We start from the raw sequence: 24,225 nt of genomic DNA on the forward strand, positions 1-24,225 counted from the left end.
GACTCAGCGGCGCCACTCGTCGATGAGATTCGCTACTAGCCCCGTCCATCCGGTCTGATGGCTGGCTCCCAAGCCGAGGCCGCTGTCGCCGTGGTAGTACTCATTGAAGAGCAGGCAATCTTTCCAATGTGGATCTTCCTGGAATTTCGCGTACGTGCCGAAACAAGGGCGTTTGCCATCGCGATCACGCTTAAAAATTGAAATCATACGATTGGCTGTTTCCTCTGCGATGGCGGAGGGCGTTACGGGTTTCCCATCGCCGCCCGGGATCGTCAGGGAAAATTGCGGCCCCAACGCGTCACTGAAGCGCAGGAACGAGTGGATCAACAAATACGATGTCGGGAACCACACCGGACCGCGCCAGTTCGAGTTCCCTCCCTTGAGTTTCACTTCCGCTTCACCCGCTTCGTAGCCGAGTACGCGGTCGCCAAATTTGAAGGGATGATCCCTGTGATATTTCGACAAACTGCGTATCCCATAGGGCGACAGAAACTCTCCGGGATCCCAGATGCGCTCCAGTAAGCGTTTGAATTGGTTCGGATCCGCGATTGAGAGCACGTAGCGTTTGCCGCCGTCGTCGACCGCGTAACAGGCATCGCCAACGAGGTCGGGACGATTTTGAATGAACCATTCCACATCTCGCAGGAAACTCGGATAGGCTTTGAGTTCCTCGCGATCAAGCACTTCAATTCCGTAGAGCGGGATCAATCCCACCAGGGAACGCAGTCGGAATTTATGGAATTCTCCGTTCGGATAGCGCAGGACATCATAGAAGAATCCCTCTTTTTCGTCCCACAGCTGATACTGGCGGCCACCCATCTTCTTCATCGCAGCGCCGATGTAGATGAAGTGCTCGAAGAATTTGGTCGCGACCCCTTCGTAGACCTTATTCTGCTTGGCCAACTCGAGCGCGATGCGCATCAGGTACAAGCAGAAGAAGCCCATCCAGCCGGTTGCATCGGCCTGTTCCAGAATTGCGCCGCCGGGGAATTTCTCGCCGCGATCGACGACTGCAATGTTGTCCAGACCGAGAAAGCCGCCTTCGAAAACGTTATTGCCCTGGCTGTCGACGCGATTGACCCACCAGGCAAAGTTCATGAGTAGCTTGTGGAGACACTTCTCCAGAAATTCCGTGTCACCTTTGCCAGTACGCAATTTTTCCGTCTGGTAGACACGCCAAGCGGCCCACGCGTGCATCGGTGGATTCAGATCCGAGAATTCCCATTCGTAGGCGGGAATTTGCCCGTTGGGATGTTGGAATTGCTCAAACAACAGCACCCACAAATTTTCCTTGGCGAAATCCGGATCGACGAGCGCCAGGCTGATGCACTGAAATGCCAGGTCCCACGCCGCGAACCACGGGAACTCCCACTTGTCAGGCATCGAAAGGATGCGCATCGAGTTCACGTGCCGCCAATGCACGTTGCGCATTCGCTTGCGCGATTCCGGCGGCGGCATTTTGGGATTGTCGCCCTCCAGCCACAGATTGACGTCCCACAAGTAAATCTGTTTGCTCCACAACATTCCTGCCAGCGCCTGGCGCTGAATCTCTTTCTCCTCTGCGGTGGCTTTAGGAGGATGCACCGCGGCGTAGAACTGGTCCGCTTCCAGCTTTCGCTGCGCGACAATCTTGTCCACATCATCAAGTGGTCGATCAAGCTTCTCCGGCGTCAATCGCAACCGGAGTACCACCGACGATCCCGCAGGCACGGAATAGTTGTAGTGAACACACGCCTTCGTCCCAGACTGCGCCGGATTCACCGACTTTTCCCCATTCACAACGTGACGATGAAATGCGTCTTTTACGTACGGCTTGCGATTACTCGCTCCGGGATAAATCCGCTCGGCGTTGCTTTCGTTGTCCGTGAACAGCGGCGTTCCGCCAGCAGGGGCGTAGAGGTAGCGTTCACCCAGGGAATATGGGAACTGAAGATTATGCAGAGCCGTCTTCTGAAAATCGTTCGCCTTGAACGTGATATGGCCAGACGAGCGATCAAGTCCGATCAGCGGTTCGGTCCCTGCAGGATCGGTCCAGGCCCACGTGTTGCGGAACCAGAGGTGCGGCAGGAGGTGCAGGTCCGCGGCTTCGGGGCCGCGATTGAAGACCTCGATCCGGACACAAATATCTTCTGGTCCCGCCTTCGCGTATTCCACGAAGACGTCGAAATAGCGGTTGTCGTCAAAGATTCCGGTGTCGAGCAGTTCGTATTCGGCCGCTCCAACTTGTCCCCAGCGTCGGCGATTTTCTTCCAGCAATTGTGCGTAGGGAAATTCGCGCTGCGGATATTTGTAGAGCATCCGCATGTAGCTGTGCGTGGGAGTGTTGTCGAGGTAGAACCAGTATTCTTTGACGTCCTCGCCGTGATTACCCTCGTTGCCGGAGAGGCCAAACATGCGCTCTTTCAGGATTGGATCGCGCCCGTTCCAAAGTGCGAGCGCAAAAACGAGAAGCTGGTAACGATCACAAATTCCGGCGATCCCATCTTCGCCCCAGCGATAGGCCTTGCTGCGCGCCATATCATGCGTCAGAAATTCCCACGCACAACCGTCGGCACTGTAATCTTCACGCACACTTCCCCATGAACGCTCACAGACGTACGGTCCCCATTTGCGCCAGGGCGCAACCATTCCCTGCGAGGGTTCGGCCAGGCGTTGATGTTCCGCGCTTAAGGGAGGAGTGCCGGGTTTCGAACTCGGTTGGTCAGGCATGAGACTAGCGGCTTCCCTTTTCCGTGGATAAAAGCGCGCTCACCTTCTGCATCTGCGCGGCGAATCGAGGAGCGTTGTAGGCGGACGGATCGTCGAGTTGCTGGAACAGGCCGCTGATGGCAGCTTTTATTTCTGCTTCATCAGGATTCTTCGTGTTCTGTTTATAAACTGTGAACAGCGAGTCCAGCGACATCGCGGCTTGTCCGGCCGCGCGCTGACCCTGCTGCGAGATGGCGCTCGCATCGCCAGCAATCTTGCGCATGATGCTTAAAGTGAATGCCTGGTCGTATCCGCGAGCGTTTAGTGAGCCCGCCAGAGAGTGTGCAACTTCTGCTGCCCGATCAGCCGACGTCGCAATCTGTTCGCGATCGCCGCTGAGCTGTCCCATCAATCCGCGCAGCGTAGCAAGTTCGGATTCGAGCTTGGCGGCAGTGGCCGCGTCCGTTTCCGCCGCAGCATAGCGGAAGACCACGAAACGAGATGAGTTCCATGCCGGTACGCCCGGCGTTCGGCCGGCATATCCAACATCCTGGCGCCAGCTATCTTTCGGAGCCGTCAGGCTGTGATGGCAGGCAAAGCAATCCAGTTCGGAATATTCCGGCCACGTAGAACTGCGGGCGCGCCGCGCGAGGCGCTGCAGGCTGTCACGCAACTGCATGCCTTGCCCCACTGCCCATTCTTTGGTTCCTAGCCATGGAGTGTCGCCAGAGTCCTTCCAATGTCGCGGCATCACCGCACTAAACAGATTCAGTTCGAAGGTCAAGTCGGGATGTCCCGCGGCGATCATCTGGTGATCGACGGATTGCTCCTCAGTGCCCACGTGGCAGTGCAGACAAGTGTGGCTGCGTATCGCGATATCGCGGAGATCGCGCATCCCCAGTTGTGCTTTCTGGTCGCCAGTGCGCGCCTCCCACTCTTTCACAGTATGGGGTCCAAGCCAACCGGCAGCCGGACCATGGCAATGCTCACAGCTCACGCCGTCGCTGATGTCGAAACTTTGTGCGCGCATGTCTGCAGCAACGGAGAGAGCATGACACGCCAGGCACTTGGGATTCTTGTCGGGAGCCGTCTTTAAGTTGAGGATTTTTCCGATGCGAACGGAAACATCGTTGGACAGCACCTGATAGGCGCGCGCATGCTTGTCCTGCCCAGCCCAGATGCTGTATTCGTTCTGCGCAACGTGAGTGATCTGCTTCGGCAAAATGCTGCCATGACAACTGCTGGAGGCGCATCCACCCGGGCCGTTGTATTTGCCCACGACGGAGTTTTGTGCGGATGCTGACACCGCAACGGCAAACGCTAACCATGCCGCAGATCGCCACGCCGCTTGTCTCTGGTTGCGCATGCGAATTTTTATAGCAATGGTCTGCTTATACCCACTCTGCTGCTCGAAATCAATTGACGCCGTGGTTCGTCGCCGAACTGACGTCCAGCGTCTCTCGTAAGCCCAACGCCCCTAGTTCGCCAATCCCCAGCGTGAGCGCTTAACGCTAAAATTTCTAGCAACCTTGTCACTATCTCTATGCAGAACCAAGGGGACCCTGGCGCGTGATCGACGAACTCAGGTCCATTCAGCATCAGTTCGGCTATTTGCCTGCTGATCGATTGCAGGAACTCGCCGCCAGGATTCACGTTCCGCTCAGCCAGATTCATGCGGTCGCGAGTTTCTATCCCCACTTTCACCTCACGCCGCCCGCGCAAGCGGAAGTACGCGTGTGCGCGGATATGTCGTGCCATCTGCGCGGCGCTTCCGAACTGAAACGCGGCTTGGAGCAGGCGTTCCGGTCGGTCGGAACAGAGACAGTCGCGGTGCGAAACGTGTCCTGTCTGGGCCGGTGCGATCAGGCGCCGGCGCTTTCCATCAACGATCAGATCTACTGCAATCTCGATGAAACACGTGCCCTGACACTGGTGCGCGACGCTCTCTCTGGCCGCGAACTGCCGGTCGAACCGCACGTCCACCGTTCCGTGCCGGTGGCGTCCGATCCCTACAACGGCGATCCCAAATATTCCCTGGTCAAGCAGTTCGTCGAAAATCCGGACTGGGCGGGTGTGATTGCCACTCTCAAAGCCGCTGGCCTGCGCGGCATGGGCGGCGCCGGCTTCCCGACGGGTAGCAAGTGGGAAATCGTTCGCAATGCCACTGGCAAAGAGAAATACATCGTCTGCAACGCCGATGAAAGCGAACCCGGCACGATCAAAGACCGCTTCATCATGGAGAACGTTCCGTATCTCGTGATCGAAGGCATGATCATGGCCGGACTGGTTACCGGCGCGCGCCGTGGGATTCTTTACATCCGGCACGAGTACGAGCGTCCAAAAGACATTCTGCAGGAAGAGATCAATCGTTGTTATGGCGAAGGGCTGCTCGGGCAAAGCATCCTAGGTAGCGCACACGCGTTCGATCTCGAAATCTTTGTCAGCCCCGGCGGCTACATCTGCGGCGAAGAGAGTGCCCTGCTCGAAGCCATCGAAGGGAAACGCGCCGAACCGCGCAACAAGCCGCCCTTCCCAGGCACGAACGGCTTATGGAATCAGCCGACCGCCATCAACAATGTTGAGACGTTTACATTCGCGACCGTGATCCTCGCGCATGGCGCGGACTGGTTCAAGGCGCAAGGAGTGAACGGCGCGGCCGGAATGAAGTTCGTTGGCATCAGCGGGGATGTGAACCGTCCGGGAATCTTCGAAGTTCCGATGGGGACTAAGTATTCTCAGCTCATTCACGAATACGCCGGCGGGATCCTCGGTGGACGCAATCTGCTCGCCTACGCGCCGTCGGGGCCGTCCTCGGGATACTTGCCCGCGTCGATGGTCGATCTTCCTCTCGACTGGAACGCAGTGGCAGCCGCCGGGTCGATGGTAGGGTCGGGCGCAATCGTGGTGTGTGCTGAAGGGCGTTGCATGCTCGACATGGCGCTCAACGCCGTGCGTTTCTATCGCAACGAATCGTGCGGCAAATGCGTCCCCTGTCGCGTGGGTTCGCAAAAGCTCGTTGAAATGCTGACGGGATGGACCGAAGGCCGAGCCGCAAGCGGCGATCTGCCGTTGCTCGACGAACTCACCCACGCCCTCAAACTGACCTCTATCTGCGGATTGGGGCAGGTTGTTCCCGTGCCCATTCAGTCGGTGTTGAAACATTTTCGCGAAGTTATCGACGATCACATCACCAATCGCCGATGCCCTGCCGGAGTGTGCTTCCCGGCGCGAGGGACTGCATGAGTTCGAAGCCCGCGGCCGAAATTCAACTTACGATTGATGGTCAGGCGATCACCGTCCCGGCGGGAACTACCATCTTCGACGCCGCACGCCTCAACGGAATTCCTATCCCGACGCTGTGCCACCAGCAGAACGAAAATCCAGTAGGCGTTTGCCGCGTGTGCGTGGTGGATGTCGGCCAGCGAGTCTATGCCGCATCGTGTATCCGCCAGGTTGAAGCGGGCATGACGGTGAAGACGTCGACGGATCCGGTACGAGCCGCGCGCAATACGCTGGTGGAACTCCTGATGTCGGATCATCCTGCGCCTTGCGCCCGCCAGCAACAATCCGGAGACTGCGAACTGGAACGCCTCGCTGGAGCCGCCGGAATCAAGGAGCCACGCTATCCGCATCGCAGCACGCCGCGCGGCAAAGATGATTCTTCGGCAGTCATCGCGGTCGATCACGAGGCCTGCATCCTGTGCGACCGCTGTGTTCGCGGCTGCGACGATATCCGCAGTAACTGGGTTCTGGCACGTCGCGGCAAGGGATATCAGGCCGGAATTGCCTTCGACAACAACTTGCCCATGAGCGCTTCCTCCTGTGTCTCGTGCGGCGAATGTATGGTTTCTTGCCCCACCGGCGCTCTGACGAACAAGCGCGTGGTCGGAACCCAACTCGGAGAAGGAGAAGTACTCGACCCAGCCGAGTTGTTGCACCTGCCAATTTTCCAGAATGTCTCTGGAACGTTCCTGGAGTTAAACCAGAAAGCCGTGGTAAAGCGGCACTACAAGGCAGGAGAGATTGTCTGCCGCGAAGGCGAATTCGGATCGACCGCCTTTTATATCCTGGAAGGCAAGGCGGAAGTTTTCCTCGCCAGCCCGATCGCACACGTTAAAACCGAAGGCAGCAGCAAAGGCTTCTTCAGCAAACTGCAAAGCCTGCTCGCGCCTCGCGAGGGCGACCGCCGCAGCGAAGAGTCGGATCGCCCGTTTATCCCCATCGATGCTTCGGTCGACTTGCCGTATGACAGTCCGATCGCCGAACTGAACCCTGGCGACATGTTCGGCGAGATGACGTGCATGAGCTACTACCCGCGCTCGGCGACGGTACGCGCCCAAACCGATTGCGTGATGCTCGAAATGTTGCGCAACGTGCTCGACATCCTGCAGCGCAATAAGACTTTCCGCGCACAACTCGAACGCAACTACCGCTCCCGCGCACTCGACTCCCATCTGCGCAGCGTGCCTGTCTTTGCCTCTCTGACGCAGGACTTTATCGATCACCTGCGCGATCGCGTGGAACTCATGCGATTCAATCCTGGACAAATCATTTGCCGCCAGGGTGATCCCGCAGACAGTTTCTATCTGGTCAGGATCGGTTTCGTAAAAGTGTCCGAGCATCGTCCGGGCGGGGAACTTGTGCTGGCGTATCTTGCGCGCGGCGGCTACTTCGGCGAGATCGCGCTTCTGAGCGGCAGTCCACGCTCGGCTACCTGCACGGCTCTCGACCATGTCGAGGTGGTGCGCATTTCCGGCGAGGATTTCCGCCTGATGCTCGACCGCTTCCCCGAAGTCAGACAGAAACTGGAAGTTATCGCCCACGAACGCATCGAAGAAAACCTGCGCCACACAGTGCAGGCGCAGAACGTTCCCGTCGATCAATTTCTCGCCCAGGGACTCATGGAAGCGCAGAGCCTGCTCGTCCTTGATCTGGAAAAATGCACGCGCTGTGATCAATGCGTGCGCGCCTGCGCAGACGCTCATCAGGGCGTCAGCCGGTTGGTCCGCGAGGGTTTGCGTTTTGACAAATACCTAGTGGCGACATCATGCCGCCAGTGTCGTGATCCACTCTGCATGGTGGGATGCCCCGTCGGTTCCATCCGACGCCGCAACACTCTCGAGGTAATCATCGAAGACTGGTGTATTGGCTGCGGCCTATGCGCCACCAATTGCCCGTACGGAAATATCAATCTGCATCCATTTCCAGCGGAGTTGGATGATCCGGATCATCCGGGAAACAAGATTGCCGGTGTGCGGGTGAAAGCGACGTCGTGCGACTTGTGCCACGATCACGCCGAGCCAAGCTGCGTATACGCGTGTCCACACGACGCCGCGCACCGCGTGAATCCACCCGAGTTCTTTGCGGGATTGCTGGCGCCGGCCGCGCCCAGCAAGGCCAGGAGTTGAATCCACAGTGTTGATCGATCACACACACCGCAAATGGTTGATCGGCAGCGCAATCGGACTTGCCGCCGCGACCGCGGTATACGTTCCGTATAGCCTGCGCGCGCCGCAAGGTCCGCGTGGAGGGAGCGCGATTGGATTAACCTACGGAATCGTTGGCTTCCTGTTCATGCTGTTCGTAGGCATGCTTGGCTTGCGCAAGAAGTTTCCAGTTTGGCGCGTAGGCCGGGCGCAATCGTGGATGCGAGGCCATTTGTGGCTTGGCCTGCTGAGTTTCCCGCTCATTCTTTTCCACGGCGGGTTTCATTTCGGCGGCATGCTGACCAGGGTTCTGATGTGGCTGTTTGTTTTCGTTTGGATCAGCGGAATTCTGGGCGCCGCATTGCAACACTACATGCCCAGGTTCCAGACCACGCAACTTCCCATGGAGACCATCTACGAACAGATCGACCGGGTACGGGGACAGTTGGCGGAAGAAGCAGGGCAACTTGTGGAAGAAACGTGCTCTGCACTGGAAGGTGAAGTGTCCCGTGCCAGTGATCGGCAGCGCGCCATGTCGGCCAGTGCCGGGACGCAGGGCGGCCTTACGGTAGCGTCGGGACTGCAGGCCAACCAGCAAGTCAGTACCCAACTGCGCTCGTTTCTGAATGACGAATTGCTTCCCTACCTCGAACGTTCCGGTTATGCGACGAGTCTCGCGCAAGACGCGAAAGCAAAGAAGATGTTTCAGCAGTTTCGTGTATTGCTCCCACCCGAACTGCATTCGAATCTGGATGACCTGGAAAACATCTGCGAGGAGAAGCGGCAACTCGACAAGCAAGGCCGCTTGCACCGAATTTTGCACTGCTGGTTGCTAGTTCATATTCCGCTCTCCTACGCGCTGTTGCTGTTGGGAGCGGTGCATGCGGTTGTGGCTTTGAAGTTCTAGGATTCTGAGATTTAGCAATGCTGCGACGGACTCGCACCACCAAGAAACTCGCGAAGCGCATCGACATGCAGTACTTTGCGCGTCCGCATCCGTTCCGGCGCTGGCGATTCTGGCTGTCCGTGGCTGTGCCGTTGGTCGCCATGGCGTGGTTCCTTACGCAGCGCGTACAGGGTGGACAGAAACTGTATGCGAGTGGCCCACTCTCCCATGCTCATGCCGTATTCACGCAGCAATGCGCCCTCTGCCACCTCACTCAGGCTGGAGCCTTCAGCGCCCAGGTAACCGATCAGGCTTGCCTGGCCTGCCATGATGCCCCGCTGCACCAGGCGGCCCAAACTTCTACTCCCGCCTGCTCGACTTGTCACGTGGAGCACAAAGGTTCGTCGCTCCTGCTGGCAACATCGGACGCAGCGTGCACGCAGTGCCACAGCAACCTTCGAACGCGCGAAGGACAGCCGCACTACGTGGCATCCATTGCGAGTTTTGATCGCAAGCATCCAGAATTTGCGCCCCTTCGTTCTGGCGCACTGGATCCCGGCGGCTTGCGACTGAACCACTACCTTCATTTGCAATCTAATTTGATCGGGCCGAATAACACGCGCGTGCAGATGACCTGTGACGACTGCCATCGATCGGAGTCATCCGGGAATTGGCCGTACGCGGCGCCGGACGTTCATCCAGTCTCCGCAGAGATCGTTTCCGGGCATCGGCGTGCTCCGGCATACATGACCGTCCCCGAATTCGCCAGGCACTGTGCTGCCTGTCACACGCTGCAATTCGACAAACGATTCGGGAACGAGCAAGTACCGCACGGCAAACCGGAGGTAGTACGCTCGTTTCTACTCCAGAAATTCAGTTCCTATATTGCAGCGAATCCGGGCGCAGTTCATGAAGTCACTCCACCGATGCGGGAAATCCCGGAGAGGGCCCGAACACCGCGCGTAGCACGCAATGCCGCCGAGTGGGTGCAATTCCGCGTGGATGACGCGGAGTGGCTGCTTTATGCCAAGACTTGCAAGCAGTGCCACACGATCAAGTTCGCGGATGCTCCGCTGCCGGAGATCGCCAAGTCGAACCTCACAGCACGATGGCTGGAGCATGCACAATTCGGACATCGCGCGCACCGCATGATGTCCTGTACGACCTGCCACACTCGAACAGCAGATAGCCGCGAAACTTCTGACGTACTCTTACCGGGAATTCAAACCTGCCAGCAATGCCACCGCCCCGAGGGCCCCGCCAAGGAATCGGCAGAAGGCCGGTGCTTCGAGTGCCATCAGTATCATGATTGGACAAAGGCTAAACCCACGAAGGGCGGATTCACGATTCAGCAACTGCGCGGCAACTCCGCAACACCGGTCCCGCAAGGGTAGTACCGCTGCGCAAGCGTTTCCGTGCGACCTACTGCTTGGCAGAAGAGGTAGCAGGCGGGTCATCCGTCACGGTGAACACCTCGCCATCGCGCAAATACATCTTTTCCATCTCTTGACGATTGAACGGCCGTGCGCCGCGTCGTCCAAACACGGCGAGTTGGTTGCCGTTTTCGTCGACTGCCCGATCACGATCGATCCCCTTCGACACGGCCAAGGCCGGACCATGCGTGTGATACGTCGCAATCAGCTTCGGCGTGGGCCGCGGGCTGAAGCCTCCGAACGAAGGATTGTCAGGCGGCGAGAACAGTTGGACGACACGCAGTCCATTCTTTCCGTCTGCGACATAAGCGAACAGACTCGAACTCACCATGCCGAGTTTCACGTCATTGGCGTCGCCGATTTCACCGCCGGCGTTGAACATCTGATCCAGGCGAGGCTGTTCGGGATGTTCGACATCGACAATGGCTATCCCGTTCTTCCCGTTCGCGACATAAGCGTACGTGCGAGCCACATAGATATTGCGAGCATCGTCCAGGGCAATTGCGGCGCTGGACAAGGGTGTCGGCTGTGAGAGATGCGTGACATCTAACACCTTCAATCCATTGCGGTCGACCACAAATGCATAGCGGAATTGGACAGCCATACCTCGCGGTTCGTTCAGGAATGGTGGGCCCAACTCCGCGGTGATTTTGGGCTGGAGCGGATTGTCGAGGTCCACGACGACGAGTCCGCGATCGCAAAGGATGTAAGCGAACGTTCCCGCAATCGTGAGGCGGCGTGCGCCATTCAACTTCCCTTCCGGATTAAAGGCCAGCGCACGTTTGAGGAAATTGTTGGCAGGATTACCGTCGAGCAACGTGCCCACACCCGGACTCTTACTCTTGAGATCCGGATTGCCGACGATCACCAAACCTTCGTACTTGTCCGCAACATAAAGGAAGCCGTACATCAGATGGACGGACTGTTCTTCGTTCTCCTTGCGATGAGACCGCAACGGATCCACGCCCAGCGTCGTGGGAGTCGCGACGGCCATCGCATATTTGGTCGGCAAGTAGAAGCGCTGCCCTAGAGGCGAAACCGGGGCCGTCACCATGCGCTCGGAAATATCTTTGTTGTCAAGATTCGCGATGTCGAAAATGCGAAGTCCGCCCTTACCCATGGCGGCATAGAGATACTCGCCGCGCGCCTGCAAATCGAGAACTTCTGATCCCGGATGAGGGTGCGATTCCTCCAGCGTCCGGTGGTTGGCGACATGCTTCTTAAAGTTGTCGGGATAAGCAAGCTTCTGGAAATCGCTTCCGATCACTGCAGGAGGCTCATCATGTTCGGTAACGGCCACGGCTTCGTATCCCTTGTCACCGGTGGCAACAAACACGTAACGTCCCATGAAATTCATGAAGTTCGTGCCCTGCAAAAGGAGTTGCGCCATCCAGGCGTTATTGTCGTTAGCACGCGAAACGTGGCAGTCCGTGCAGCCTTTCGTCTCCTTCCCGCGCACGGTATGCGGAACGAAGGTGCTGAAGGCCTGTCCGCTGAAGCCTTCAGCGGAGATGGTCTGCTGCTGGTAGTAGAGCCAGTCGCGGTCGTTGTTCTGCGAACTGACGAGCACTGCGCAGGCTGAGCGCACGGGCGCCACGCGGTTGCCGGTTACGGTGCCGTCGATGCCCAGGGTATAAATGTCGTCCCGAAGGACTTGAAAGTTGTAAGAAGTCCAGTTGCGCGTGGTGAGGCCTTCGTTGTGCAGCATGGGCGTCTTTTGGTTGGCGGTCATCGAAAGATGGCAGCCATAGCAGGTGGGCGCCCACGAGGAATGGCAGGTGTAACAAGTCATTCGGCTGTTCTGATGGGCGAGCTTGGATTCGTCTTGTGCTGAGTCGCCCCAGGTCTGTCCGTCCTGCTGAATTGTTTTCGCGAGGCGCGACTTCTCGCTGTAGTGCTCGTTGCCGGGAGTGATCGTGTCGCGCACCTGCACGACTTCCCATTCTTTTTCTTTCTCGAGCATCGAGCGCTGGAAGAGACGGTCGTCTTTCCAGTAGAAGCGACGCTCCTGCCACGGCGTGCGCAGGCCCGCAAGGTTGGTTCCGCCGGAGGGCGCGGCTGTCCCGGAGGTCGTTAGCGCGGCTTTTTGTTGAATTGTGCCGTGGCAATCGACGCAATCAATTTCAATCGCGTTGCGCGTCTCGCCGTAGAGTTTGCCGTTGCCGTGGCTGTCCTGCTCGAAATGGCAGTCAACGCAATGCATCCCTTTTTCGAGATGGATGTCTTTCAGGTGGACAGCTTTCTTCAGTTTGTCCGGGTCATCAAACGAAACTGCCTTGTCTTCCGAATCGAGCAGCGTACCTTTGCGGTCGTGTTTGAAGACGGCGCGGAAGATCCAGCCGTGGCTGTGGAAGTCGGCGAACTGCGTGTGTTGCAGTTTCTCGTTGAATTCGGGCGTGCCGGTTTTTTCGAGGAAATTGGTGTCGGACCACAAACCGCGAATTGCCGACCGCTCTGGATTCCGCGCCTGGACTTCGCTCTGCTCTTTCGCGCTCGGATGGCGTTGCTCGGCTGGCCACATGTGTTCGCCATCCATTTCGTTGTCCCACCATGTGTATCCGAAATAGGTGGAGACCATGTTCGTGCCGGGATGAATGTGGCAGACAATGCATTGGCTCGACGGAATCGAACGCGTGAATTGATGGCGGATCGGATGTCCAGACTCGTTGTGCGGAATCGCGGGATCGGTTGTGGCTGACTGACCCAGGTTGCCGTGGACCGCGTATCCGCCGGAATGTTCGGGCGAACGATCGTTAGCGTAGACAACGTGGCACGCACTGCATCCGCTCGCGCGATAGTCGCCGGGCTGATCGTTGGTGCCGGGAAACGACAGCAGCGGATCGAGCAGGCGAGTTTTTTGTAATCCTAGAAATACGGGATCAGTGCGCAACTCAGTTCCGAAACCGCGCGTGCTCAGCTTGATCTCCGGCTTTCCCGGATCTTCTTCCAGGCTTGGATTGCCAATCTCCGGCTTCCCTTTGCTGCCTCGCTCAAATACCCGCAACACGTTACCAGGCTGAGAAATTTCCCAGCGCTGGATCGGATCGAGATACGGCAGGATTCCCTTCTTGCTCATTTCTTCGGGAGTCGGTGGCGGGAAGGTCATCAGGCGTTGCGGCGTGCCGTCGGCGGCGTAGCTCTCGCCGAAGTGCGGAGTTTTGAACGGGACAGCTCCGTTGTTGTAGAGCGCCGCGCCCCACAGCATGGCGCCGTGGGTCATCATGCTGGTTTGAACTTTGCGGACTTCGGCGGTGTGGCAGCCGGAAGTGCCGCAGGTTCTTTCCGCGACGCGCAGGTCGCCGGGGTTGACGAAGCGGACGTAGTCCCAGTTTTCGCGCAGCCACGCGGCGTAGGTGCGCTCGGGGTTGGCGGAAGAATGCGCGTCTTTGTTCTTGTCTTTGGGATCGCGGGGCTGGGGATGTGCCTGACTCTTTACTTGCGCATACTCGGCGGAATTTTGTGGCGTGCCTGCGTTGATGCGGGCTTCGCTGTTTCCTCCGTGACAATCGGTACAGCCCAAGCGGACGGTTCCGGTTGCGTGCATCGTCGGGCTGTCGGTCGCGGTGTGGCACGTCAGGCAACCGGCGGATTTGCGGTCAGCGTCGGCTTGCGATTGCAGGAGTAGAACGTCGTTGCTTTGGGCCGAGGCGGAACTCTGGGTGCGAATGGCAATCGCCAGGCACACCGATGCGGTCGCGGCGAGCACGAACAACGCATTGTGACGAGTGCCTCTCACATTCCCTCAACATGATTCAAAACTGAAATTTCACTTTTGCGAATAGCGAGAACAGCACTCTGCCGTTATAGATGTCCTGCAATCCCTGTCCCGGCACCAGCGCCGAAGCGCCGCCACGGATGACAATGTTCTCGCTCAGCGGCGGACGGTACTCTACGCCCGCGCCGAAATCGGTTCCGATACTGTGACGGATTGGTTGCTGAAACAGCAGCAGCTGGAGCGGCTCTGTGCGATCGAAGCGCAGGTAGTTTGTGTTTGCGAAGGCGCGCAGTTTGGGCGTGACGTCGAAGTCTGCGCCGAGATTGAAAACGTAGATGCCTGGGTTGACGAAGTTCGACTGGCCTTCTTCTTTGTTCGAGCGCAGATCGGGCAGCAGGCTCATTGGAGTGACTAAGGCCACGCCGGTGGAGGTCAGGCGGATGCCTTCGTGATCCCAGAAGCTGTTCTCGCTGCCGGCGAAGTGCATATCATCCACAATCGAGTCGAAGCCGTGGGCGGTGCCGTCTGTGCGGGACGCGCCGGAGCGATTGCTGGAATCACCCGATGCGTAAAAGAAGGAAGCCCGGTAGCGCATCCAGTCTTTGTCGATGGAGAGTTCCAGCGCGCCCATGCGGGCGTTGATCTCGACACGTCGGCCGGCGATGGTGTTGAAGTCGTCGTGGCCGAGTGCCTGGTAGAAGGCGTTGCTGACATTGATGCGACCAATGTGGCCGTTGCCGGTCCATCCCAGATAGTAGGCGCGGATGTTATGCGGGCGCGGCGTGCCGTTGACTACGGCTCCGACGGGCGCGGGGCGGACGAGGAATCCATTGTCGTCGTAGTGGATGCTGGCGTCGTCGCGGTTGTAGTGGAAACTGAATTCGGTGGTGTAGCCTTTGGCCAGAAAATCTTGTACGTATAGGTTCGCGACATAGACCTGCTGTCCGCGACGGTGGGGCGAGTTCAGGCCGCTGTTGGTGTTTTTTTCGAGAAGGTCGAACCAGGCGACGTTGTAGGCAAGGCGGTTGGAACGCAGATTTCCAAAGACGCGAACGCCGGGCTGCTCCTCCGAGAAAATAAATCCGCGGAAGTCGCTAGTGAATTGCTGGATTCCGGCGCGCACGGACACGAAGTCGTAGTTCGGGCTCAGGTCGCGGATTTTGGCTTCAACGAAGGCTTCCTGCAATCCTATATGCGTGTCGAAACGGTTCGTGCCTTTGCGGGTGTCGACGTTGACGATGCCGCGTTCGCGGGTTTGCAGGAAGTTGAGATTGATCTCAGGCGTGATGCGGACGCGGAAATCCACGGGGCGAAAACTAGTATCGCCGCGGAAGAGGTCGAACGACAGGCGCAGATTCTCCGACATGAATGCCTGCTCGCCTCGTCCGAAGAATCCGGTGTCGCCGGGATCGGAACTCAGGCCGCTGGGGGTGGGAAGGCGGCGGGCGTCGAATCCGGTTTCGCTGGTGCCGGTGAAGTGAAAGAACCATTGCTGTCCGCCACCAGAAGAAAAAACCGGGTAGTCGCCCTTGAGCCGGTTGCGGTTGAAGGGATCGTACCAGTGGCCTTTCACGTAGGGCACGTCCGGCTGCGTTTCGTAGCGACGCCATTCGGGCATGGCGATGTCCCAGCGGTCGGGGTTGGGGGAGAAATTGGCGGACGCGGGCGGAATTTGTTCGGGCGTCGCTGGCGTCGTTTCGGTCTGGCTTCTCAGGCCGGGATAGGGATTCGTTGGACCTGTCGGCGCGGCCACGCAGGGCGTCCCCGGCACGCCAGAGGGGCAATGGGCGGCGGGAATCGCTTCGCTGGAGGCTTTCAGCGCAAGCTCGAGAACGCTGACGGGACGGACGACCTGGAAGCCGGAAATCGTCTGGGCTTCGAATCCTTCGCGCGTGAGCTTCACTTCATAGACGCCAAGGCGTACATCGCGCAAGCGGAAGATGCCTTCGACATTCGTCGTGACGGAGTAATGCTGGCCGCTAGCCGTACCGCTACTTGTACTCTGCAAGTCGAGCTGGACGCCGGGAATGCCGCGTCCCTGCGAATCGCGAATTACTCCCTGCACCGTCGCCGTCGTGGCGGGAGAACGTTCTGGAATGCGGCGATCCGATTGAGGCCGCCGCGCTGACAGAGGCGTCGTCAAAAAAAACAGCAGAAAAAGTCCGAAGCACGGCAGACGCAAAACGGACCACCGGAGCGCGCCTCCGCCTGTCTGCACCCGTCAGCACCATCCCAAGGAGAGTCAGTTCCCTTGGTACCATAGCGACGGCGCGGGAGCAAAGGAAACTGCGGAGTGGGACTACTGTTGGTCACTAGAAGTATCCACATGGAAAGGGTCACGTCGCTCTAAATGTTGGGGAGAAATTCTCGCAAACTCAACCCATCACGCGTTGACTGGTCGTGGTCAAGGACGCGCTCAAACGGAATCGCACCGATCGCGATCAGGTGCTTACGCAAACGCTCCGCGTAGCGATGAGCGAAATGCTCCTTCTCGGCGTCCGGCCGACTATGGTATCGATTGAGCAAACCTGCGTAGGCGTCATTTTCTAAGTTCCCATCAGCCCGCGTCGACGGACGTTCGACCTTCTCAAGAAAATCGACCCAATGTCCGATTTCGTGGAGCACAGTGCGATACAGTTGTGTCGCCCGACAGCTCTCTAGAGTCGGATCGAGGGTGTGATTTCGGTCCCCGGAGCGCAGTTTGTGTCCATCCAACTTCAAACGTTCCAACTCAGCAGTATCGTCAGGAGACAGGGACTTTCCTAACTTCAGGGACTCCGCTGGATTCACCGCTTCGATGACTATTGCCGGTCCACTGTAGAGGACACTTCCACGCTCGTTCACCAAGTCCGCGACATACGCCAATCTGCCCCATACCGACGCTAGAGTTTGCTCTTTCCGTCGTGGCTGCCTGAGCACGACCGCGTCAAGTCCTTCCCAGTCGATCAGAGGAACATGGGATATTAATCGTGCAATGTCGTCGACCGTGCAAGCGTGGATACAATCGGATCTAGTAGGTTGAATGAAGAACTTCAGCAATCGATCCGAAACAATTCTGCGCACTTCCGTAGCGTTGTCAATTCTTTCCCAAAAAACATGATGTCCATGAGCAATCGCGGGAATGGTCATCTTGTTGTTCTGACCATAACCGCTCTTCGGGGTGCCAATGTTCCGGTTGCGTCTTGTTGGATTCCGTGCCCGCATCTCGTGTTAACAACATTACACTCAGCTAAGTTGGCGAGCCATCAATTCCGGGTGTCGTCTTGTCATGGCGCCGAGGCAACCCCTACTTCGTCTTCATCACGTAAACCCCATCCCAATCCGCCTCGGGCGCGTGTTGCATGAATTCCAGCACGCGGTCCATAAATATCTGCGTCGGACCATCATCGGGAAAGTGTGTCAGCATTTCTCCCAGACGGCTGGCAGCTTCCTGCCAGTTCTGGGCTCGGTAGGCTTCCATGGCGTGGTTGTAGCGGGTTAGCAGAGGTTCGTATTTCTGTTTGTTTTCGGCGAAGTCCAGTAGTTCGTAGATCGTTACCGGCAGGTTCTTGCCCTTGACGCGAATTTTGTCGAGATCGCGGCAGACGAATTTGTCGGCGACTTCGCGGTAGGTGCCTTCGCTGATCACGATGCGTCCGCGGTATTCCTTGGTGATGCCCTCCAGGCGGGACGCGAGGTTGACGTTGTCGCCCATCACGGTCCAGGCCAGGCGCTTGGCGGAGCCCATGTTGCCGACGTTGACCGGACCGGTGTTCAGGCCGACGCCGATGGCAATTTGCTTGCGGCCTTCGGCCTTCCACTTGGCGTTGAGTTTGTCGAGGGCCTGGATCATCTGTAGAGAGCAGGCGCAGGCGCGGTAGGCGTGGTCGGTTTGCGGATAGGGCGATCCCCAGAAGGCCATGATGGCGTCGCCGATGTATTTGTCGAGCGTGCCGAGGTTGTGAAAAATCACTTCGGTCATTTCGCCAAGATATTCGTTCAGTAGCAGGACTAGTTCGTCGGCGGTGAGGCCTTCGGACATCGTCGTGAAGCCGCGGATATCGCTGAACATCACGGTGAGGTTTTTGGTCTCTCCGCCGGGACGGATGTATTTCTGCGGATCTTTTTCGATGAGTCCAATCACGCCCGGGGACAGATACTGACCGAACGTCTTGCGGATCTTTCGTTTCTCGCCTTCTTCGAAAATCATGCGGAAACTGGTGATGACGGCGTAGTTGATGACCAGCGTTCCGGCGGGAATCACGCAGCTCAGCCACAATCCCCAGCGCGCGAAGCTGAAGTAGATGAACCAGGCGAAGAGTCCCAGAGTCAGGAAGAGCGATAACGTCGAATACAGCGGCTTGATGCGGCTGAACCAGAATCCGAAGACCAGGCCGAAGATCAGGATCGTCGCTATGTCGATCATTTCTTCGTTCAGGCCGCGGGTTAAGAAGGTGCGGCCTTTTTCGTCGCTGTGCAGGAGGTTGTCGATGATGTTGGCGTGGACCTCTACACCCATGTAGCCGGAGTCCTGCTTCTGGAACGGCGTGTTGCGGAGGTCACCGATGCCGAGGGCGGTTCCGCCCATGATCACGATCTTGTCTTTGAAGGTTTCGGGCGGCACTGTGCCGTTGAGCACGTCCCACATTGAGTAGTGCTTGTAGGTATGGAAGGGGCCGGTGAAGTTGATGAGGACACTGCCGTCCTGCCAGGGTTTGAGTTGGTGGCGGCCAAATTGGATACGCTCCAGGCCGTTCTCGGAGATATAAGCCGCAATCTCCTGATCAGGAATTTTTTCGTACTCGAGGACCGCTTGCATGGCGAGCGAGGGAAAGAAATCCTGGTCCTGATAGCGGACGATCAGCAGTCCGCGGCGGAGGGTGCCGTCGGGATCGGGGCTGATGTTGAGATAGCCGTAGGACGCGGCCGCCTCGGCTAACTGGGCCAGGTTCGCCTCAGCTCCGGGATACGCGTTGCCGCCGTGCTCCAGCCAGGCGCGGCTCATATCGAAGTCGCGGCCCTTCGACTTAGCCTTCAGCACCTGCGGAAACGCTTTGGCCCAGACGATGTTGAAATATTCCTCGGCGCGCTTCGGATCGGAAGACTGGGCGCGGTCTTTGTCGAGAAACAGGTGGCCGAGAACGACCTTACCGGATTGCTGCAACGCGGCCGCGAGGATCGCATCGTGGTCGCCGGCAGATTCCAGAGCTTTGATTTTTGCAGCTACGCTGGCTGGGGCCGAGGTCCCCAGCTCGCGCTGTAGTTGCGCCAGTGCCTGTCCAGCGGAATTGTTTTCGGGCGTGGGGAATGTGGCGTCAAAGGCGATTACTCCCGCGCCGCCTGCACTAAGCTTCTGCACCAGCGATGCGTAAGCCGTGCGGGGCAGGGGAAAAGCGCCGATATTCTGGAGCGTTTTCTCGTCGATACCGACGATCACAATGCGATCGTCATGCGGGCGTTCCCCGCGCGCTGCAAATCGCATGTCGAGCGAACGCTGTTCGATGTTTTGCAAGAAGAGGAAACCGGCCTGGGTACTGCCGGCGATGCCCGCGAAGGCGAACAAGACGAGGCCCGCCAGTGTGACCAGTACAGCTAGAGCCAGGTCAATCTGACGGGCCGAAAATCTACCCAGCCATCGAGTCCAGCGAGACCACCTTTGTTCGCGCAGGGTCATAGGGATCGCGCTTCCAGGTGATGAAACAGTTCCTTACTTGCACTTCGGGTTCTGCGGATCGCATTGTCCCCGCGGAGCCGCCGGGCTGGTATTGAGTTGCGTGATGCCCACCGCGAACCCGGCCGCTGCCACGCTCGCTCCAATCAGCACGTCGCGCACAAAATGGGCGCGGTGAAGGGGCGGTGCAACATCCGACACAGAGGTTTCTGACGCGCTCGCCCGTTGCACTTCGGCGGGCGTGGACTGAGGCTGGAAACCAGCCGGAGGTATCACTGAACTGATTACCACCATCTGTCCCGCTGCCACTATGATCTGGTTCTCCGCGGACTGGCCAGAGTTTTTCACCACCTTGGCATCTCCAACCGGAGTGACCCAGACCTTGCCGGTATAGCAGATAACAGTCGTCTTGTTGGTCTCGTAGCTGACGTAGAAGTCAGTGCCAATGACACCGATGACCGCGTTCGGCGTCTTCATTTCGAACTTGCCATTCGGCTGCGTGACTTTGACGACCTTGCTGCGCACTTTGCCGAAATCCATTTCCAGTGAAGTCTGCTGCGACGCGGCATCGTGCTGCACGACGCGCAATTCGCTATTCGAGCCCAGGCTCAGGATGGATCCATCCGTCAAACCAGCTCGCAGACGCCCTTTCTGCTCCGTCTTGAGCAGGTCGTTCCACACCAGGTCGTCTTTCACCCTGGCAGGCTTGTCATTGCGTGTAGCGGACGGAATAAGCGCGCTGATCTGTCCAGCGGTTTGTGCACTCGGAGCGGGCGCACAGAGCGCCGGCAATGGCGACAGCATCAGGCACAATAGTCCTGCAACGATGCGTTTGAAAGAAGTCAAGCTAGTCCCCTTACCCGATTCCCACTATTTTTTCTGGAAGATAACCGAATTGTTGCACAGGCAAAGGGATTGTCAACGTTACCACCCTCGGGGAGTGTCGATTGTGGTTACTCGAAAGTATCAGCCCCCTCGTTTCTGCTGAAATCCCGTATTACCATCGCGGCTGGGTCGGAGTTCGCGATACTGGACACCACTCGTTAGCGCCGACGCGTGTCTTGAGGTGGAATGAAGCATTGCATTTGGGATCGGTACGGACGGGTCGCCGCAGGAGCGTTGGTGTTGCTGATGGTGGCAATGCTGGCTACTTCGTGCGGCAGTGCCAGTTCGGTAGTACCCACTCCTCCGCCGCCGCCCCCAGTGCCGCTCACTGCCACCGAGGTACAAACTGTCGTTGAAGATGCCGCACAGTCGCTGAACGTCCCGATGGTGATTGCGGTCGCGGATCGCTCCGGGAAAATTCTCGCCGTATTTCAAAATGCCGGAGCGCCCGCTACCTCTCCCGGCAATTTCGGGGCGCTCGTCGACAGTAAAGAACTGGCCGTAGCCTTGGCTCGCACCGCCGCCCTGTTCAGCAACAACCAGGCTCCGCTTTCGAGTCGCACCGTGCGCTTCATCAGCGGTGTTCATTTTCCGCCCGGCATCGATAACGCTGGGAACGGAGACTTGTATGGAATTGAAAACACGAATCGCGGTTGTTCGCTGAACGCAACCTTCCTGCCCGCAAAGAATATTGATCCCTCGCGATCGATCGACGGCCTGAGCCTGGGGCTCGGTATCATCACGGGCAAAGCCGACATCAACGATAGCGATTCAGCCGCAGTGAATCCGGGCGGAGTACCGCTTTTCAAGAATGGCTACGCGGTCGGAGGAGTGGGCGTCGTCACCGCAAGAACCGATGCGGCAGAGTTTGCGGCCTATACGGGAGCTCATCAGTCAGGACTGCTTCCCGACCCATCGCAATTGCCGCCGCCCGGTGTTGTGATTGTGGGCGGGATTGCCTTGCCCTTTGTAAATCAGACCACGCCGCCCCAGGGAATCGATCCCGGTACCACAGCCGGAACGTACTTCGTGGGACCAATACCGGGCAGTCTGCCTCCTGAAGGAGATCTGGTTGGGCCCAATGCTGGAACATCTGGGCTCACACAAGCGGATGTAACGACCATCATCAATCAGGCCGTGGCGACCGCGAATCTGACGCGCGCCGTGATCCGCCTGCCGCAGAGTTCTCGAACGAAAATGACGATCGCGGTTACGGATCTCGACGGCACCGTACTCGGCCTCCACCGAATGCCGGATGCCACCGTGTTCAGCGTCGATGTAGCCGTCGCGAAAGCGCGCAACGTGATCTATTTCAGTAATCCTGCGGGAACGCCCGACCTGCCTGGAGTTCCCGCCGGCACAGCCGTTTCGAATCGCACCATCGGATTCGGTGCCCAGCCCTTTTTCCCTCCCGGCATCAACGACTCCGCGCCGGGACCATTCTTCAATCTCTATACTTTTGACATTGCTCATCCCTGCACGAATGGTTCGCAAACGGCGAATCCTGATCAGAATGGAGTAGTGTTCTTCCCCGGCAGCGTGCCGCTCTACAAAAACGGAGTGTTAGTGGGCGGACTGGGCGTAAGCGGAGACGGCGTCGATCAGGACGACTATGTAACCAATGCCGGAGCCAAAGGATTCGATGCGCCCGATAACATCCGTGCCGACCAGATAATCATCGACAGCGTACGTTTACCCTACCTGAAGTTTCCAAGAAACCCTACTCAATAGCCCGAACGCAGCCGCAGTGCTCGGGACAAGGCCAAAAACTGCCCGGCACCGTAACAGTCCCTGGGACTGCATTTTGGACCGTTGCAATCGCCACCCTCAACATTTCGGAACAGGCGTGTCGTCTTTTCCCGTTACCTTCCGTTTGTCAGAGTAGAGCGCGATCCGGGGTTCGACCGGAATCGACTCTTCGCGGCATTCAAGATTCCGCAGCACGGGAAAATGTGGAGGGAGAGATCATGAGACATTTGGGGAAAGCATACACGTTCACTTGTTTGGCCATGCTCCTGTGGAGTCTCGCGGGGCAAGCGCAGATGATCGACAACACACAGGCGCCGAACACAGCCAAGGCTGGAATCAACAAATCTCTGCTTGATGAAATCGGCGCGGGGCGTGGAGACGTCATGGTGGAGGGATCTTCCATGTACATCATCAACCGCGATCCGTTCCGCGCCATTCGCCGGGGACGGCAGCTCTTCCAGCGCAAATTCACCCGCTTGCAAGGACAGGGGGCCAACGAAAAAGACGGCGTGGGCGACATCAACAATGACATTGGCATCGGAGCCGGTTTGTCGGACAGTTGCGCCTTGTGCCATGGTCGCCCGCGCGGATCAGCGGGGACAGGTGGCAACGTCGTCACTCGTCCAGACAGTCGGGATGCGGGACATCTGTTCGGCCTGGGCCTGAAAGAAATGCTGGCTGACGAAATTACGACCGACTTGCGCTCGACCCGTGACCTGGCCGTCACCCTGGCGAAGCAGATGAAACGTCCTATGACGCTGAAGCTGACAAGCAAAGGCGTAAAGTACGGGACCATCACCGGCAATCCAGACGGCTCGGTCGATACGACGAAGGTGCAAGGCGTCGATGCCGATCTGCGAGTGAAGCCATTTTTTGCCGAAGGAAGCACAATTTCCCTGCGGGAATTTATCGTGGGCGCGCTGCACAACGAAATGGGTCTGGAAGCCTCAGCCGACCCGGACCTGCTCGCAGCAAGTGCCGGCGGGCGCGTGGTCACTCCGTCGGGCATGGTTCTGGACGGGTCCAAAGACAGGATCAGTGCGCCTCCTGCACCTGATCCGGACAATGGAAACGAGATCGATCCCGCGATCGTGGATCATCTGGAGTTTTACCTGCTCAATTATTTCAAGCCCGGACACGGCGAACCGAACTCAGTTGCGGACAAGGGGCGAAAAGTGTTTCAACAGTTGGGCTGCTCTTCCTGTCACGTATCCGACATGACCATTAACCACGACCGCCGCGTGGCGGATCTGGAGACGGTCTACGATCCGGCGCGGGGAATCTTCAACAGCATGTTTGCGACAGCGACGCCACTCTTTCACGAAGTGGACGACGGTTCAGGTCTCCCGCTCCTGAAGCTTCCCTTGGGAAATTCGTTTGTCGTGAACGACATCTTCTCCGATTTTAAGCGGCATGATGTCGGAGCGAAGTTCTACGAGCGCAACTGGGATGGAACGATACAAGCCCAATTTCTAACACGTCCGTTGTGGGGAATCGGTTCGACTGGTCCGTACGGACACGATGGACGCAGCATGACCTTGAACGATGTAATCCTCCGCCACGGTGGAGAAGCGCAAAAGTCACGCGACAAGTATGCGGGACTCGGGAGCAGTGGAAAAGTTGCTCTCCAGACATTCCTGAATTCTCTGGTGCTGTTCCCGCCGGATGATACTGCTTCGAATCTGGATCCGGGCGATCCGACAAAAACAGGATTCCCTCAATTCGGTCACGGCAGCATCAAGTTGACGGTGCTGTTTAACAATCCAGCGGATCCGGAGTAAGCGAGCCGGCAC

General features: G+C 58.0%; 13 protein-coding genes. 6 read left to right on the forward strand and 7 right to left on the reverse strand.

What is annotated here, in order from left to right; genetic code table 11:
* Positions 1–3: 3 nt before the first annotated feature.
* Complete coding sequence (locus HY010_00695) at positions 4–2,628, reverse strand: glucosidase (protein ID MBI3474224.1); 2,625 nt, start codon at positions 2,626–2,628, stop codon at positions 4–6.
* Between the two features lie 85 nt (positions 2,629–2,713).
* Entirely contained in the window at positions 2,714–4,054 is a 1,341-nt protein-coding gene (locus HY010_00700; GenBank protein ID MBI3474225.1) for a hypothetical protein, read from the reverse strand.
* A 203-nt stretch (positions 4,055–4,257) separates the two neighbouring features.
* On the opposite strand from HY010_00700, the gene HY010_00705 reads away from it, so the two are divergent.
* From HY010_00705 to HY010_00720, 4 genes are read left to right on the forward strand one after another with little or no spacing between them, the layout of a single operon-like run.
* On the forward strand, positions 4,258–5,931 hold the full coding sequence (locus tag HY010_00705; protein MBI3474226.1) for an NAD(P)H-dependent oxidoreductase subunit E: 1,674 nt from the start codon (positions 4,258–4,260) through the stop codon (positions 5,929–5,931).
* Positions 5,928–8,096, forward strand: coding sequence for a cyclic nucleotide-binding domain-containing protein (locus HY010_00710; protein ID MBI3474227.1), 2,169 nt, complete (start codon positions 5,928–5,930; stop codon positions 8,094–8,096). Before HY010_00705 ends, HY010_00710 begins: the two co-directional genes overlap by 4 nt.
* Positions 8,097–8,106: 10 nt before the next feature.
* Positions 8,107–9,021, forward strand: a complete 915-nt coding sequence (locus tag HY010_00715; protein ID MBI3474228.1) for a hypothetical protein — start codon at positions 8,107–8,109, stop codon at positions 9,019–9,021.
* A 17-nt stretch (positions 9,022–9,038) separates the two neighbouring features.
* Positions 9,039–10,394: a hypothetical protein gene (locus HY010_00720; GenBank protein ID MBI3474229.1), complete on the forward strand. Its 1,356-nt coding sequence runs from the start codon at positions 9,039–9,041 to the stop codon at positions 10,392–10,394.
* A 28-nt stretch (positions 10,395–10,422) separates the two neighbouring features.
* Here the strand turns inward: HY010_00720 and HY010_00725 are convergent, their stop codons facing one another.
* The 5 genes from HY010_00725 to HY010_00745 form a co-directional block, all read right to left on the reverse strand.
* On the reverse strand, positions 10,423–14,145 hold the full coding sequence (locus HY010_00725) for a hypothetical protein (GenBank protein MBI3474230.1): 3,723 nt from the start codon (positions 14,143–14,145) through the stop codon (positions 10,423–10,425).
* Positions 14,146–14,185: 40 nt separating this feature from the next.
* Positions 14,186–16,213, reverse strand: a complete 2,028-nt coding sequence (locus HY010_00730; GenBank protein ID MBI3474231.1) for a carboxypeptidase regulatory-like domain-containing protein — start codon at positions 16,211–16,213, stop codon at positions 14,186–14,188.
* A 281-nt stretch (positions 16,214–16,494) separates the two neighbouring features.
* Positions 16,495–17,013 (reverse strand): hypothetical protein, encoded by a 519-nt coding sequence (locus tag HY010_00735; GenBank protein ID MBI3474232.1) that lies wholly within the window; start codon positions 17,011–17,013, stop codon positions 16,495–16,497.
* A 421-nt stretch (positions 17,014–17,434) separates the two neighbouring features.
* Positions 17,435–19,801, reverse strand: a complete 2,367-nt coding sequence (locus tag HY010_00740) for an adenylate/guanylate cyclase domain-containing protein (protein ID MBI3474233.1) — start codon at positions 19,799–19,801, stop codon at positions 17,435–17,437.
* Positions 19,802–19,834: 33 nt separating this feature from the next.
* The gene (locus HY010_00745) at positions 19,835–20,644 is read right to left on the reverse strand and encodes a FecR domain-containing protein (GenBank protein ID MBI3474234.1); all 810 of its coding nucleotides are present in this window, start codon (positions 20,642–20,644) and stop codon (positions 19,835–19,837) included.
* A gap of 225 nt (positions 20,645–20,869) precedes the next feature.
* On the opposite strand from HY010_00745, the gene HY010_00750 reads away from it, so the two are divergent.
* Positions 20,870–22,414, forward strand: coding sequence for a heme-binding protein (locus HY010_00750; protein ID MBI3474235.1), 1,545 nt, complete (start codon positions 20,870–20,872; stop codon positions 22,412–22,414).
* A gap of 236 nt (positions 22,415–22,650) precedes the next feature.
* Positions 22,651–24,213 carry a thiol oxidoreductase-like protein gene (locus HY010_00755; GenBank protein ID MBI3474236.1) on the forward strand — a complete coding sequence of 521 codons (1,563 nt, stop codon included), beginning with the start codon at positions 22,651–22,653 and terminating at the stop codon, positions 24,211–24,213.
* Positions 24,214–24,225: the final 12 nt, after the last annotated feature.

It is taken from the genome of Acidobacteriota bacterium (assembly GCA_016196065.1).
Lineage (GTDB): Bacteria > Acidobacteriota > Terriglobia > Terriglobales > Acidobacteriaceae > Acidiflorens.

Coding starts and splice junctions, on each gene's coding strand:
- HY010_00750 (MBI3474235.1), top strand. CDS start 20,870: ATGAAGCATTGCATTTGGGATCGGTACGGACGGGTCGCCGCAGGAGCG.
- HY010_00710 (MBI3474227.1), top strand. CDS start 5,928: ATGAGTTCGAAGCCCGCGGCCGAAATTCAACTTACGATTGATGGTCAG.
- HY010_00755 (MBI3474236.1), top strand. CDS start 22,651: ATGAGACATTTGGGGAAAGCATACACGTTCACTTGTTTGGCCATGCTC.
- HY010_00720 (MBI3474229.1), top strand. CDS start 9,039: ATGCTGCGACGGACTCGCACCACCAAGAAACTCGCGAAGCGCATCGAC.
- HY010_00695 (MBI3474224.1), bottom strand. CDS start 2,628: ATGGTTGCGCCCTGGCGCAAATGGGGACCGTACGTCTGTGAGCGTTCA.
- HY010_00700 (MBI3474225.1), bottom strand. CDS start 4,054: ATGCGCAACCAGAGACAAGCGGCGTGGCGATCTGCGGCATGGTTAGCG.
- HY010_00740 (MBI3474233.1), bottom strand. CDS start 19,801: ATGACCCTGCGCGAACAAAGGTGGTCTCGCTGGACTCGATGGCTGGGT.